Source organism: Symbiobacterium sp. (assembly GCF_040797425.1).
Classification (GTDB): Bacteria; Bacillota; Sulfobacillia; order Symbiobacteriales; family Symbiobacteriaceae; genus Symbiobacterium.
In genome coordinates this window covers 1-14,130 of record NZ_JBFNEH010000010.1, presented here as the reverse complement: position 1 = coordinate 14,130, position 14,130 = coordinate 1, and the positions used below count along the sequence as shown (strand labels likewise).

The window sequence follows — 14,130 nt, the reverse complement described above, 5'->3', positions numbered from 1 at the left end:
ACCCCCTATGCGAGAGAACGTTGCACCGCTTCGGCCGCCTTGCTGCCCGAGAGCACCAGCTGCCGCAGTCCCGACCCGAACGAGCCCCACTGGCCGGCCACGAAGAGGTTCCGGAAGGGCGTGTTCTGAGGGAAAGGCCGGAGCACGAGGTTGGGCACGGTGTGGGCCCAGCCGGTGCCGGAGCCCCGGGTGTGGCCGATCAGGGCCCGGAAGCCCCGGGGCGTGATCACCCGGCGCCAGCGCGTGTGGGCGCGGAGGCCGGGGATGAGGCGCGCCTCCACCCGGTCGAGCAGCTGCTCCGGCAGCTCCTCGGCGTAGACCTGCTCGGGTGTGGACTCGGACGGGTCGAGGAGCAGGTCGGTCTCGATGCGCACGATGTGGTGGCCGGGCGGAGCGAGCGAGGGGTCGCTCAGCGTGGGGATGTGCACCTTGATCACCGTCTCGGCGGGAATCCGGCCCGCCTCGATCTCCCGGTAGATCCCGAAGATGTCGTGGCTGTTGCAGAGGTAGATGCGGCCGCCCCGGAACCGGTCCAGATCGAGCCCCTCCGTCAGCAGGTAGAGCGAGAGCGAGGAGTGGCCGATGGGCCTCCCTTCCAGCGAGCGGCGGAAGGACTCGGGCGCCGCCCCGGCCAGCAGCTCGTCGCAGAGGCGGAACACGTCGCCGTTGGCGACGAAGGCGTCGGCCGTGATCCGCTCGCCATCCCGCAGCACCAGGGCCCGCACCCGGTCGCCCTCCGTCTCCAGGCGCACGACCTCCGCGCCGGTGCGCACCGCGCCACCGCTCCGGGTCAGCACCCCGGCCAGGGCCAGGGGCAGGCGGTGCGTCCCGCCGGGCAGGTAGTACATGCCCTTGAAGTAGCACTCCACCACGAAGCCGGCCATGATCATCAGGGAGGCGGGGTCGGCCTGGATGCGCAGGGCCAGCACGGCCCGCAGCCGGGGGTCAGAGATCCGCTCCGCCAGGAATTCCTCGTAGGTCCGGCGGTAGCCCTGCAGGAAGAGCCGCATGGCCTCGCCGTCCCGCCGCTCGGCCTCCGCGCCCCGCATGAAGAGCTCCAGCCAGTCGGCCAGCTGCTCGATCTCGCGGCGCTGGTGCGGAAACGCCTCGGTGAGCGCCCCGACGAAGCCGGCGCGGCCGGGGCGGATCTTCAGCTCCACGCCCGGCAGGTAGATCTGGTCGATGACCTCCAGGGGCTGGAAGCGCAGCTCCCCGGCGAGGCCCACCCGCTCCAGGAGGCGCTGGACCACGTCGCCCTCGCCGCAGGAGAGCATGTACGAGATGGCCAGGTCGAAGTGGGCGCCCTCCGCCTGGAAGGCGGAATAGTACCCGCCCACCACGTCCCGCTGCTCCGCCACCAGCACCCTGCGGCCCTCGGCCGCCAGCAGGGCCGCCGCCGTCAGCCCCGCCATGCCCGCCCCGATGACGGCCACGTCGAAGTGGGCCTCCGGCACGGCCTAGCCCCCCTCTCCGGCGAGGCGCGCCTGGTCGCCCTCGATGGTCCCGTCGCGCAGCATGAGCAGGCGGGAGGCGCGCCGCATCACGCGCTCGTCGTGGGTCGAGAAGAGGAAGGTGATCCCCTTCTCCCGGTTCAGCTTGGTCATGAGCTCGATGATCTGCAGGGCGGTGTGGGAGTCGAGGCTGGCGGTGGGCTCGTCGGCCAGCACCAGCGTCGGCTCCAGCACCAGCGCCCGGGCGATGGCCACCCGCTGCCGCTGCCCGCCGGAGAGCTCGTCGGGGCGGTGCCGGACGAACTCCTTCAGCCCCACCGCCTCGATGAGCTCGTCCACGCGGCGGCGCATCTCCCGCGTGGCCCGGCCGGCCACCAGCAGCGGGAACTCGACATTCTCGTACACGTTGAGGACGGGCAGCAGGTTGAAGTGCTGGAAGATGAAGCCGATGTGCTGCCGGCGGAACAGCGCCCTCCGGGTCGACCCCAGTTCGTCCACGCGCACGCCGTTCACCGTAATCGTGCCGGACGTGGGCCGGTCCAGGAGGCCGATCAGGTTGAGCAAAGTGGACTTTCCGGACCCGGACGGACCGGCGACGCACACGAACTCCCCGGCGGAGATGTCGAGCGTCACCCCTCTGAGGGCGTGTACGGTCACCTTGCCCAGCGCGTACTGCTTCGTCACCTTGCGAAGCTCGATCACGGGAATCCCTCACCCTCGTACAGCCTTAGAGATGTCGGAGCGCATCGATCTCCCGCACGGTGGCAGAGCGGCTGATCGGTGCGAGGCCGGACACCACGGCCAGCGTCACGGTGAACACAAAGCCGGCCGCCAGCACGCCGGCGGAGAGCGTGGGGTAGAGCCAGCGCCCGCCGAACGAGAGGGCCATGGCCTCGGTGGTGGCCTCCACGCCGCCGCGGGTGAGCGCCAGGATGACCAGGGCGAGCCCCACCGCCACGGCGCCCGCCAACACGCCTACCAGGAGCAGCTCCGCCACGAGCACCCCGAAGGCCTGCAGCGGCGTCATGCCGATGGCCCGCATGGTTCCCACCTCGCGCATGCGCTCCAGGGTGGTGGCGGAGACGACGCCGAAGGTGCCCATCACGATCAGGAGGGCCAGCATGCCGACGAAGAAGTAGAGCACGCCCTTCCACACGTACACGCTGGTCATCCAGTCCGCCTCATCGGTCTCCCGCCACGACCGCACGCTGAGCTCGCGGTCGCCCACGGCCGCCTCCAGGGCCGCCCGCACGGTCGCCTCGGCCTCGGGGTCGGGCAGGAAGACCCGCACGGCGTTGGCCACCGAGCCCGACGCGCCGATGAGGCGCCGGGCGTCGTCCAGCGGCATGAGGACCCACAGGTCCAGGGCGGCGTTCTTCACGTTGCCCTCGAAGATGTAGGCCACCCGCACCTCCTCGGCGAAGCCCGCGCCGTCGACCGTCATCCCCGTCAGCGTCAGTTCCGCGCCGACCTCCACCTCCAGGTCGGCGGCCATCTGCGGGCTGATGGCCACGGGCACCTTCTCGCCCGGCCGGGCGACGAGCCCCAGCTTGTCGCCGGTCGCGTTCTGGAGGGTCCGGAGCAGGCGCCACTCCGTCTCCACGTCGATGCCCCGCACGGAGGCCGGGGCGCTGCGCTCGTCCTTCACCAGCATCCCGTTGAACTCGATGCGCTCGGCGACCTCCACGCCCTCGGTCTCCCGGGCGGCCCGGACCAGATCGCGCGTGGAGAAGAGGACCAACTTGTCGTCGCCGGGGGAGGTCACGCCCAGGTCGCCCACCATCGTGCCGGTGATGAGGTTGAGCCAGTTCCGCTCCATGCCGTTCACAAAGGCGAGCCCGACGAGAATGAGCAGTGCGCCGACCGTCAGCGTGAACCCGATCACGCCCATCCGGCGGCGCTGCCGCCACAGGTTTCGCAACGCAAGCCTGAGCACCATGGGAGCCGCCCTCCTCTCCGCGTCACATCGCACGCAGGGTCTCCGCCGGCGGGGTCCGCGCCGCCGCCGCCGAAGGGAACACGGCGCCGATCATGCCCATGAGGGTGAGGCTGGCGGCGAAGAGAAGCACCACGGCGGGGGAGACGGTGGGCACCAGCACGGTGCTGCCGAAAATGGAGGCCGGCGCCGTGCCCCAGTGGATGCCTGCCCGTCCGATCAGCAGCACGGCCAGGTAGGTGAGGGCGCCGGTGCCGAGGGTCGTGATTAGCCCCAGGAGGGCGGTCTCGGTGAGGAGCAGCCGCAGAATCTGCCCCCAGGTCATGCCCAGGGCGCTCATCGTGCCGATCTCCCGAATGCGCTCCCGCACCTGCAGCTGCACGATGTTGAAGACCAGCGCCGCGATGACCACGGCGAAGAGACCGAACATGCCCAGAACTGACATGCGGAGCTGCATCCGGTTTTTCAGGAACTCCTCGCCGGCGACGTGCCAGGGCTGGACGGCCACTTCCCCGTCCCGGAGCGCCGCCGTGAGGGCGGCGGCAGCCTCATCCGCATCGGGGACCGCCACCAGGTACTCGGTGGGCGCCCCGTCCAGGCCGAAGAGCTCCTGCGCGTCGTCCCACTCCACGTGGACCTCCGTGCCCCGGAAGAGGCCGAACTCGGTGGTGTCGACGAGCCCGCGCACGGTCAGCTCCAGCGTCTGCGGCAGTCCCGACCGGTCGGTGGCCAGCAGGGTGACGCGGTCGCCCGGCGCCACGCCCAGCCGGTCGGCCACGCCGGGGCTGAGCAGCGCGCCGCCCCGCTCGCCGCCCAGGAACTCGCCCGCCGCGAGCCGGTAGGGGACGACCTCGCGCCCCGCCGTCTGGTGGGCGTAGACCGTGACGAACGTCCGGCTCTCATCGTGAGCGAGCATGGCGGAGAAGCTGACCCGCTTCATGATGCCCTCCACGCCCTCCACGTCGGCCAGCGCCTCCTCCACGGCCGGCCAGTCCTCGATGGGGGCGATCTTGCCGGCGTGGAGCTTGCCCAGCTGCGCCCGGTTCTCCGCACTCTTGATGAGCACCTGGCCGGTCAGGTGGGTCTGCACGGAGTCGTCGATCATCTGCGCGATGCCGCCGGCGACGCTGGCGTTGAGGACGAGGCTGGCCATCGCCACGGCGTAGATGGCGCTCACCAGCAGCGTCCGCCGGACCTGCCGGGCCAGGTTTCGCAGCGCAACCTTGTACAAGGCCGTTTGCCATCTCCTTTCACGACTTCAACTGGGAGTAGGCCAGGGGCTTGAACAGCGTCTCCCCGGGGCCCGGCGGCGCATCGTCCAGCGGCTCGCCGGCATAGGCCCGCTCCAGTTGCTCCAGACTCACGAAGCCGGCCAGGAACCGGCGGTAGAGCCGGATCTCGGGGTACGGGTGGCGCTGCAGAAAGCGCTTCAGGTTCCGCACCATGTCCTGGACCATCGCATCCCCGTCGGCGGCATGGTCCAGGTGGAAGCTGGTCACATGGGGGAGGTACGTGAACCGGGCGCCCGCACGGAACAGGCGCCACCCCAGTTCGATGTCCTCCAGGCCCCACCCGGAGAACGACTCGTCGAAGCCGCCCACCGCCTCGATCAGGTCGCGCCGGACCGAAGTGTTGCTGAACAGGCAGCTGATCCAGGGCATCAGCCGCCGCCTGCGCTCGTGCAGGTAGACGGCCTCCAGCAGCCGTAGGTAGTCCTCCTCCCGGGTGAGGGGCTCCAGAGCGGAAGCGGGCGCCCCGGCCTCCAGCAGATCCCGCACCGCCGGGAAGTTCTCGGCGGCGATGTGCCGCAACCGCCCGATCGCCAGGTCCGCCTCGCCCCGCCGGTGCACCTCCAGGTGCGCCGCCACAAAGTCGGGGGGCAGCCACAGATCGGCGTCCACGAAGAGCAGCAGGTCCGCGCGAGCCAGCTCCACCCCGGCGTTGCGGGTGGCCGCCCGCCCCGCATGGGGCCGGCAGTGGTACCGCACGGGCAGCCGGGCCGCCCGGGCCACGGCGGCGATGTCTTCGGTGGAGCCGTCGTCCACGACGATCACCTCCACCTGCGCCCAGTCGCACCGCTGGGCGGCCAGGCTCGCCAGGGTCAGCCGCAGGCGCTCCGCGTGCTCGTAAACCGGTATGATCACGGAGGCGACAGGCACGCCTCCCACCTCCCTTCACGGCGCCAGGGCGTGCAGCCAGACCCCGGTCAGCACCGGCCGGCCGTCCAGCTGCACGCTCCCGCTGCTGCGAAAGAGCCGCTCCAGCGCCGCCTCCAGCCGCACGGCCACCACCAGCGGCACGCCCGGCGGGGGCGGTTCGGCGCAGACGATCTGCTCCACGCCCCCCAGGAGCAGCCGGGCGCCGGCGGGAATGCGGTCGGCGCAGGCGCGGCGCAGGCAGATCTCGGCGGTCTGACCCACCAGTTCCAGCAGCACGAAGAGGGGAACCTCCCCCTCGCGGTACCAGACCGAGTCGGGGCCGGCCTGCCAGGTCAGCGTCGCCCGATCGCCCTCCACCGCCACCCGCCCGGGCTCGACGAACCGAAAGGGATGACGCTGGGGCAGACTCATCGCCTCACCTCCCCACCACCGCCTGCAGGCGGCTCAGGCCTTCCCGCTCCAGCCCGGCGATCTCGGCCAGCAGGGCCCTCAGCTCCTGTTCGTGGAACAGTTCCTCCCGGAACGGCTGCAGCCTCAGGGCGAACCGCTTCCAGAGGTCGGCCAGCTGCACGTAGATGGGGTAGACCTGTGCTTCCAGCGCCTCGCACTGCAGAATGGCCGCCGCCGCCCGCAGGAAGCGGGCGTACAGGCGCCGGAAGTTGCCGCCGCCGGTGCCCACCTTCTCGAAGGTCATGTGGGCGATGAAGCACTCCCGCTCCAGCCGCTTGCGGTCCATCACCTGGGGCCAGAGGAAGAACTCCCGCGCAAACCGCTCCAGCGCCCGCAGCCCCAGGCCGTAGGCCACCGGGTACCGCATCATCTGCACGTTGAAGGCGATGGCCTCCCGCACCGCCACCGGCAGGGCCACGAGGCGCGTCGGGACATGGAACTCAAACCACGTGTTGCGGGGCGGGTCGGGCTTGATCTGGGAGCCCCGGGCGAGCCTGAGCTGCTCCCGGGTTACAACCTGGCACTCGGGCCAGAGATAGTCATAGATGAAGACCTGCTCTTCCCGGTCGTCGAAGCCCACCACCATCACCTTGTGGCCGCCGAAGCGGAAGTCTTCGGTGAGACGGAACCGCTCGGCCAGGTAGGGAAGGTGGGACATGTCGACGTCGCAGAGCACAGGCTCCCCGCGAACCACCAGTGCGCGCACCCGCGCCTCGGCCACGTCGTCCTCCAGCCCCTGGTACTGCTCGTAGCGGATGCCCAGGTGCTGGCAGAGCTGCCGCTCCAAACCCCCGGCCCGGCCCCCGAAGATGCAGAGGGTCGGGTGGCGCACGTAGACGAACCCCAGGCCGGCCCCGAGCCCGAAGCACAGGTCCTCGCTGAGGTCGTGGCCGTAGAACCGCAGGAGGCCGCTCATGAGGGTGCTGGAGCAGTGCGACCCGAGCCGGTGGGCCGTCCGATAGCGGGCAATCAGATCCGTCATCCCGCCACCCCCACCGCCGCCATGCCGTCGAGGCACCGCCGGAGCGTCGCCACTGCCTGTGCCTCGGCCTGGTGCAGCGCCTGCAGCGCCATCGCCGACTCCGCCCGGAACTCCGCCGGGGCGACGGCGCCGATCAGCAGCGCATCGCAGAGCCGGAGCCAGCCGCTCCACCGGCGGGCCAGGTCCCGGTAGAGTTCCGCCGCCTGCCCGAACGCCGGCTCCTCCAGGGCCGCGCCGACCCGGTCCAGGAAGGCGGCGAAGGTGCGGCGGAACAGGCCGTTCTCCTCCTGGTCGTGACGGGAGCGGGTGAGGTAGAACCGGGCCAGTTCCCGCCACTCTTCCGCTGCCCCCTCTCCTTCCGCCATCCGGCGGGCCAGGCTGGCCAGGGCGGTCAGTCCGGTTCCGCCGAAGCCCACCTCCAGCTGGTGCACCGTCTGCACCAGCGCATGGCGGACGGCGCTGCCCATCGGGCGGAACTTGCCGTCCTGGCGGAGGAAGTTCAACGGCGGGTGGAAGATGGCGTGAACGTACTCGGGAAGCGCCAGCGCCTCCAGCTCGGCCCGCGTACGCCGGTGCATCCGGCCGCTGGTGCCGCTCAGGAAGTGCAGCGCGTCGCCCCCCTCGTCCACGGCCAGCAGCAGGGCAGGCTCCGTCGGGCCCTCCAGCGGCAGCCAGACCAGGATCGGCAGGGGCTGCTGCTTCCCGGCGAAGTCCAGCCACTCGTCCAGCAGGAACTGGAGGAACGACCGGGGGGTATGCGTCCGGGCCTCCCAGAACCAGAGGCCCAGCGCGTGGCTGAGGTGGCGGTGGAAGCGCCGCTCGCCGAACCCCGCGGCCCCTTCCCCGCCGCCCCGGCCGGGCAGGGCGAAGTCCAGCTCGCAGCCCAGGCCGAAGCAGACTTCCGGCGGGAGGTCCAGCCCCAGGTGGGCCAGCACCCGGCTCAACAGGCCGGCGGCGGGGTAGACGAAGGGGGTCGCACCGGCGCCGACCGACTCGATCAGGGACGGAAGCTCACGCTGCGCAGCGTCCAAGTGCGATCACCGCCACGTTGCCCGCGAAGGCGAAGGAGTTGGAGAGCGCCACGTTGATGCGGCAGGGCCGCGACTCCCGCACGAAGTCGAACGCCTCGTACCCCTCCACGGGCTCGGAGAGGTTGATGGTCGGCGGCAGGAACTCATGGGCGATGGCCAGGGCACAGGTGAGCGCCTCGATGCTCCCGGCGCAGCCCAAGGTGTGGCCGATCAGCGACTTGGTGGAGCTGATGGGAATCCGGGAGGCCCGCTCACCGAAGACCTGCACGATCGCCCGCAGTTCCATCCCGTCGTTGAGCTTGGTCGCCGTGCCGTGAGCGTTGATGTAATCGACGTCGTCGGGCGTGAGACCCGCCTCCTGCAGGCACGCCCGGATAGCCCGCACGGCACCGCCGCCCTTCGGGTCCGGCGACGTGGCATGGTAGGCGTCGTTGCTGATGCCGTAGCCCAGCACCTCGGCGTAGATCCGCGCCCCCCGGGCCCGGGCCGAGCTCAGGCTTTCCAGCACCAGCACGGCCGCCGCCTCGCCGAGCACCAGGCCGTCGCGGTCACGGGAGAAGGGCCGGGCCAGTCCCCTCGAGAGGCTCTTCAGGGAGTTGAAGCCGCTGAAGGAGAGGCGGGTGAAGGGGTCCGTGCCGCCGCACAGCACGGCCGTGCACCGGCCGGTGCGCACAAGGTCGAAGGCGTATCCCACGGAGTTGGTGCCCGCCGCACAGGCGGTGGACACGGTAATGGTCGGGCCGCGGGCCCCGTACTTCTGGGCGATCACGCCCGTGATCGAGGGGCAGGTGTGCAGGAACAGCGACGGGTCCGCGGGCTGCCGGACCGTGATGGCGTCCGTCAGGTACTGGTCCATGCAGAGAATTCCGCCCAGCGAGGTGGCCATCACGACCCCGAGCCGCCAGGGGTCGAAGCCGGCCGCGGCGAGGCCCGCATCCTCTGCCGCCTCCTCCGCTGCCGCCAGGGCGAGCAGGGCCGCCCGGTCGCGCTCCACGCTGCCGTCCGGCAGGGCCACCGGCTCCGTCACGAAGTCGCCGGCCTCGCAGCCGTGGGCCGTGCGGTAGCCGGTCGTGTCGAAGGAGGTGATCGGCCCGGCCCCACAGACGCCGCGGCGCAGCGCGTCCACGTAGGCCGCCTGGCCGATGCCGATAGGCGAGATGACCCCAAGCCCCGTGATGACGACCCTCTCCATGCCGATCAGTCCGCTGCCGGGCTGTGCTCGGCGATGTAGGCCGCAAGGGTGTTGATGGACTGGAAGATCATCATGTCGTCATCGCCGATCTGCACGCCGAACTCGTTGTTGAGCGCCACCACCAGCTCCAGGGCGTCGATGGAGTCCAGCTCCAGCCCCTTCGGCGCACCCGGCTCCGCGGTGGCCGCCACCTCGCCGTCCTCCGGCGGCGCCCGGAAGATGGGGGCGTCGTCGTCGATGTCCTCGGGACGCACGTCGAGGTTCAGCCGATCGATGATCAGCTTCTTGATGCGGTACTGCAGGGACTCGCTCATGCACAACACTCCTTCTCGCTGGTACTTCTGACGGCGGCTCAACAGGTGAGGCCGCCGTCGATCACAAACGTCTGGCCGGTGATGTAGTCCCCGTCGGGCCCGGCCAGAAAGCAGACCAGGTTTGCGACTTCGTGCGGCTCGCCGAAGCGCCCCACCGGAATCATGGCGGTGTAGCGCTTCCGGAGCTCCTCGGGCAGTCTGGCAGTCATGTCGGTCCGGATGTAACCCGGCGCCACCACGTTCACGGTGATACCGAAGCCGGCCACCTCCCGGGCCAGCGACCGGGTGAGGCCGATCAGCCCGGCCTTCGAGGCGGCGTAGTTCGCCTGTCCGCGCGTGCCGTAGAGCCCCGCCGTGGAGCCGACGTTGATGATGCGGCCCCAGCGGGCGCCGATCATGTCGCGCAGCGCCATCTTGCTGCAGAGAAAAGCGGCGCCCAGGTTGGCGTCGAGCACGGCATGGAAGTCGTCGGGCTTCATCAGCATCATCAGCTGGTCCCGGGTGATGCCGGCGTTGTTCACCAGCACGTTCACCGGGCCAAGGTCCCGGCGCACGCAGGCGAACATCTCCTCCACCTCGTCCTGGCGCGTCACGTCGGCCTTCACCAGGGCGACGCGCGCCTCCGGGTTCGCCTTCAGGATTTCGTCCCGGACCTCCCGGGCCGCGTCCGCGCTGCTGTTGTAGTTGACGGCCACGTTGGCGCCCCGGGCCCCGAAGGCCAGGGCCACCGCCCGCCCGATTCCCCGGGAGGCGCCCGTCACGAGCACGGTCTTCCCCCTGAAATCCAAGGTCACCCTCCTCCTGACCGCACTGCGGGAGACAGGCGGTACGCCTCGGCGTAGGCCACGCCCAGCAGCGCACCCCGCTCGGCCTGCAGCGCCTTCATGAGCCGCACGTAGTCCAGGTACTGGAGCTGCGACCGGTGCTCGGCCAGCGCCCGCTCCTTCACCCCCATCACGGCGGAGACGTCCACCGCGAAGTTGGGGCGCAGGGGGCGCCAGAACTCGTAGTAGAGGACGGCCGGGCGAACATCCAGCCCGGCGAGTGCGGCCTGCAAGATCTGGTAGGTCGCCTGATGATCGGGGTGCGCGTCCTCCGCATGAGGCGCGTAGACCAGGTCACTCTGCGCCACCTCTGCGCGCACCGCCGCCACCACCTCGTCCGTGACCGCCAGCCCGCCGTCGGGCTGGTCGAGGTACCGCTGCTCGGCGATGCCCAGCAGGGCCGCTGAGCGGCCGGCCTCCTCCCGGCGCAGGGCCGAGAGCGCGGCGCCCGACACCTCTCCCTCGGACGCGCTGCCGTCGGTCAGGTAAACCACCCGCACGTGCTGTCCCCGCCGGCTGTGGGCAAGCACCGCGCCGCCACAGGCGATCACCTCGTCGTCGAAATGGGGCGCCAGCACCAGCACCCGCTGCACGCCGGTGAAGGGATCGGCCGCTTCCAGGGCGTCCGCGGGGGTCTCCCGCAGCCACCGGCGCAGCCGGCGCTCCACCATTTCGGTCCTGAGCGAAACCGGCGACATCACGGGAAGTCGCTTCCCCCCGGTTGGTTCTCGTATCTATGTTCTGATTCGCGAGTTTTTTACGGTGTTTTCAGGCTTGTAGTCGGAATATTATAATGGGGCACTAGAAGTGTCAAGGACTTTTTCTGGGGGGGTCACCGTGGGTACTGCGTTCCTCTTCCCGGGCCAGGGCTCCCAGGCGCCCCGGATGGGGCTCGACCTGCTGAGTACCGTGCCCCACGTGCAGGCGCGCTTCCAACAGGCATCAGCCATCGCCGGCCTCGACCTCGTGGAACTGGTGCGCACCGCTGACGCGGCGGCGCTCACCCGGACCGAAATCACGCAGATCACGGTCTTCGCGCTCAGCACCGCCATCGCCGAGTTCCTGATGGCACGGGGCCTCGAGCCCCAGGCCGTGGCCGGCCACAGCCTCGGTGAGTTCAGCGCTCTGGCGTGTGCAGGGGTGCTGGAGTGGGAGGAAGCCGCCCGGCTGGTGTGGCAGCGGGGGCTGGCCATGAAGGCGGCGTCCGCCAGCGGCGCCCAGGCCATGGCGGCCATCGGCGGCCTCTCGGCGGAGGCCGTGGCCGCCCTCTGCGCCGAGGCCGCCCCGGCCGGGCTCGTGGTGGTCGCCAACCTGAACTCCCCGCTGCAGCTGGTGATCTCGGGCGAGGAGGCTGCGGTGGAAGAGGTGATGCGCCGGGTCCGGGAGCGCCCGCTCACTCGGGTCGACCGGCTGAACGTGGGCGGCGCCTTCCACTCCCCGCTCATGCAGCCCGCGCGCGACGCGTTGCGGCAGGCCATCGAGTCGGCCGTGCTCCGGCCCCCGGCCGTGCCCGTCGTCTCGTCGATCGACGGCGAGCTGGTCACGGACCTGGAGGTGTACCGGAAGAAACTGATCGACCAGGTCACGGCGCCCGTGCGCTGGCGCGACGCCGTCCACCGTCTCCGGCACATGGGGGTCGACCACTTCCTGGAGGTCGGGCCGGGTCGGGTGCTCACCGGGCTGGTCCGCCAGACCGACCGCACGGCCCGCACGGCGACCGCCGGCAGCCTGGCAGAATGCGAACTCCTCCTGGGGCAGAGGAGGGAAGCCGGTGACTGACGCGCTCCTCGTCGCCGAAGGACTCGTCAAGCGCTACGGCTCCCATACGGTGGTGAACGGCGTCAGTCTCCGGGTGCGGGCCGGGGAGATCTTCGGCCTGCTCGGGCCCAACGGAGCGGGCAAGACGACGACACTCGAGATGCTGGAGGGGCTGCGCCGCCCAGACAGCGGCCGGTGTCTGGTCTGCGGCCACGACACCATCCGCGAGGCAAATGCCGTGCGCCGTCTCATCGGCATCAGCCTCCAGGCCGCGGCGATTCCAGGCGACCTCCAGGTGGTCGAGGTCCTCGAGATGTACGCCAGCTTCTACCCCGACCCGGTGCCCGTGCGCACCCTGCTCGAGCAGTTCGACCTGGCGGAGAAGGCCCGGGTGCGCTGCGCCTACCTCTCCGGCGGGCAGCGGCAGCGCCTGCAGCTCGCCCTCGCCCTGGTGGGACGGCCCAAGGTGATCTTCCTCGACGAGCCGACCACCGGGCTGGACCCCCACGCGCGCCGCCAGCTCTGGTCCGTGATCCGCGCCATGCGCTCCGAGGGCCGGGCCGTGATCCTCACGACCCACTACATGGAGGAGGCGGAGTACCTCTGCGACACCGTGGCGGTGCTCGACGGCGGCCGCATCCTGGCCTCGGGACCGCCGTCGGCGCTCATCGCCGAGCACGGGCCGGACAGTGTGCTCACCGTCACGCTGAAGCAACCGTGCGCCGACGAGCCTGCCCTGGCCGAGCTCACCGGCGTGAGCCGGGCGGCCGTGGAGCAGGGGGAGATCCGCCTCCACACCAGCCGTCCCGCCGAAACGCTCAGCGCCTTCGCCCGGCTGGCGCAACTGCGGGGCTGGGAGCTGGCCGAGATGAACCTGCGCACCGCCACGCTGGAGGACGTCTTCTTCGCCCTCACCGGAAGGAGGCTGGCGAACTGATGCAAGCCTGGACCAGCCTGCGCACCCTGACCAGGATCGAGGTCAAGCGCATGTTCCGGAACATCATGCCCCTCGTGTTCAACCTGTTCGCCCCGGCCTCGCTTCTGCTGCTCTTCGGGCTGCTCTTCGAGTCGACCCGGGCGTATCTCATGCCGGGCATGCTGACCTTCATGCTGCTGAACGCCAACCTCACCGGCGTCGCCCACGCCCTGGTGACGCAGAAGGAGGCGGGGCTGCTCCGCCACCTGTTCAGCACCCCCCTCACCCCGGGGGTGTGGCTGAGCTCCCGCCTCGTGGCCCAGTTGCTGCTCGCCGCGGCCCAACTGGCCCTGATCCTCGTCACGGGCATCGTCTTCCTCGACGTTCCGCCCCCGAGGAACCTCATCGGCACGCTGGTCGCACTGGTCTTCTGCACCGTGGCCCCGCTCGGGCTGGGGCTGGCCCTGGGCAGCCTCTTCCACCGGGTGGAGACGGCGCAGCCCGTGGTCATGCTCGCCAGCCTCGCCGCTGCCTTCCTGGGGGGCGCCTTCCTGCCTTTGGACGCGGCGCCGCCGTTCCTGCAGTACGTCGCCAAGGCGGTCCCGTCCACCTACATGGTCCGCTCGCTCAGCCGGGTCATGCTGGAGGGCGCCGGCCTCGCCTCCGTCGCCGTCGACCTGGCCGTGCTCCTCGCCTGGACCGTCGCCTCGCTCGGCTTCGGGGCCCGTCACCTGCAGCGGCACGCCGCCGCCCGGTAGGGCACCCCCGGGGGATGGGAAAGAGGGGCGCTGGCCGTGTGGCCAACGCCCCTCTCCTCCCCGGCGCCTCACCTGGGATCGAGCCCCACGGCGCCGGGCTTGCACGTCGTTTCGCTTTTCGCTTCGCCACCGCTGGTACGGTGGTCTGGCACCCGGTTTCGCTGTGAGGTCAAACGCTCCGACGGTTCCCCTGCACTCGGTTCCGGTGTCAGGTCGAACGCTCCGACGGTTCCCCTGCACTCGGTCCCGTTGTCAAGTCAAACGCTCCGGCGGTTCTTCTGCACTCGGTTCCGGTGTCAGGTCGAACGCTCCGGCGGTTCCCCTGCACTCGGTTCCGGTGTCAGGTCGAACGCTCCGAC

At 70.7% G+C, this 14,130-nt stretch carries 15 protein-coding genes; 3 read left to right on the top strand and 12 right to left on the bottom strand.

The annotated features are described in order from the left end of the window. Positions 1 to 5: 5 nt before the first annotated feature. Genes AB2385_RS04950 through AB2385_RS04895 form a run of 12 tightly spaced genes read right to left on the bottom strand, consistent with a single transcriptional unit; the run spans position 6 to position 11,037 of the window. The gene (locus AB2385_RS04950) at positions 6 to 1,454 is read right to left on the bottom strand and encodes a phytoene desaturase family protein (protein WP_367653833.1); all 1,449 of its coding nucleotides are present in this window, start codon (positions 1,452 to 1,454) and stop codon (positions 6 to 8) included. Between the two features lie 3 nt (positions 1,455 to 1,457). Then, complete coding sequence (locus AB2385_RS04945) at positions 1,458 to 2,153, bottom strand: ABC transporter ATP-binding protein (protein ID WP_367653832.1); 696 nt, start codon at positions 2,151 to 2,153, stop codon at positions 1,458 to 1,460. A 25-nt stretch (positions 2,154 to 2,178) separates the two neighbouring features. Next, the gene (locus tag AB2385_RS04940) at positions 2,179 to 3,390 is read right to left on the bottom strand and encodes an ABC transporter permease (protein WP_367653831.1); all 1,212 of its coding nucleotides are present in this window, start codon (positions 3,388 to 3,390) and stop codon (positions 2,179 to 2,181) included. A gap of 22 nt (positions 3,391 to 3,412) precedes the next feature. Further along, positions 3,413 to 4,618, bottom strand: a complete 1,206-nt coding sequence (locus tag AB2385_RS04935; protein WP_367653830.1) for an ABC transporter permease — start codon at positions 4,616 to 4,618, stop codon at positions 3,413 to 3,415. A gap of 19 nt (positions 4,619 to 4,637) precedes the next feature. After that, entirely contained in the window at positions 4,638 to 5,546 is a 909-nt protein-coding gene (locus tag AB2385_RS04930) for a glycosyltransferase family 2 protein (protein WP_367653829.1), read from the bottom strand. A 15-nt stretch (positions 5,547 to 5,561) separates the two neighbouring features. After that, a complete protein-coding gene (locus AB2385_RS04925; RefSeq protein ID WP_367653828.1) occupies positions 5,562 to 5,957 on the bottom strand; it encodes a hypothetical protein in 396 nt (131 codons plus the stop codon). Between the two features lie 4 nt (positions 5,958 to 5,961). After that, on the bottom strand, positions 5,962 to 6,978 hold the full coding sequence (locus tag AB2385_RS04920) for a BtrH N-terminal domain-containing protein (protein ID WP_367653827.1): 1,017 nt from the start codon (positions 6,976 to 6,978) through the stop codon (positions 5,962 to 5,964). After that, on the bottom strand, positions 6,975 to 8,009 hold the full coding sequence (locus tag AB2385_RS04915; protein WP_367653826.1) for a DUF4872 domain-containing protein: 1,035 nt from the start codon (positions 8,007 to 8,009) through the stop codon (positions 6,975 to 6,977). Before AB2385_RS04915 ends, AB2385_RS04920 begins: the two co-directional genes overlap by 4 nt. Beyond that, positions 7,990 to 9,201 (bottom strand): beta-ketoacyl-[acyl-carrier-protein] synthase family protein, encoded by a 1,212-nt coding sequence (locus tag AB2385_RS04910; protein WP_367653825.1) that lies wholly within the window; start codon positions 9,199 to 9,201, stop codon positions 7,990 to 7,992. The genes AB2385_RS04915 and AB2385_RS04910 overlap by 20 nt, the downstream gene beginning before the upstream one ends. Positions 9,202 to 9,206: 5 nt before the next feature. After that, positions 9,207 to 9,515, bottom strand: coding sequence for a phosphopantetheine-binding protein (locus AB2385_RS04905; RefSeq protein ID WP_367653824.1), 309 nt, complete (start codon positions 9,513 to 9,515; stop codon positions 9,207 to 9,209). A 38-nt stretch (positions 9,516 to 9,553) separates the two neighbouring features. Then, on the bottom strand, positions 9,554 to 10,309 hold the full coding sequence (gene fabG / locus AB2385_RS04900; protein WP_367653823.1) for a 3-oxoacyl-[acyl-carrier-protein] reductase: 756 nt from the start codon (positions 10,307 to 10,309) through the stop codon (positions 9,554 to 9,556). Then, complete coding sequence (locus AB2385_RS04895; RefSeq protein ID WP_367653898.1) at positions 10,306 to 11,037, bottom strand: PIG-L deacetylase family protein; 732 nt, start codon at positions 11,035 to 11,037, stop codon at positions 10,306 to 10,308. The genes fabG and AB2385_RS04895 overlap by 4 nt, the downstream gene beginning before the upstream one ends. A 139-nt stretch (positions 11,038 to 11,176) precedes the next feature. On the opposite strand from AB2385_RS04895, the gene fabD reads away from it, so the two are divergent. The 3 genes from fabD to AB2385_RS04880 are packed head-to-tail and all read left to right on the top strand — an operon-like array spanning position 11,177 to position 13,771. Further along, complete coding sequence (fabD, locus tag AB2385_RS04890; protein ID WP_367653822.1) at positions 11,177 to 12,118, top strand: ACP S-malonyltransferase; 942 nt, start codon at positions 11,177 to 11,179, stop codon at positions 12,116 to 12,118. Continuing rightward, the gene (locus tag AB2385_RS04885; protein WP_367653821.1) at positions 12,111 to 13,034 is read left to right on the top strand and encodes an ABC transporter ATP-binding protein; all 924 of its coding nucleotides are present in this window, start codon (positions 12,111 to 12,113) and stop codon (positions 13,032 to 13,034) included. The genes fabD and AB2385_RS04885 overlap by 8 nt, the downstream gene beginning before the upstream one ends. Next, a complete protein-coding gene (locus AB2385_RS04880) occupies positions 13,034 to 13,771 on the top strand; it encodes an ABC transporter permease (RefSeq protein WP_367653820.1) in 738 nt (245 codons plus the stop codon). Before AB2385_RS04885 ends, AB2385_RS04880 begins: the two co-directional genes overlap by 1 nt. Positions 13,772 to 14,130 lie beyond the last annotated feature (359 nt).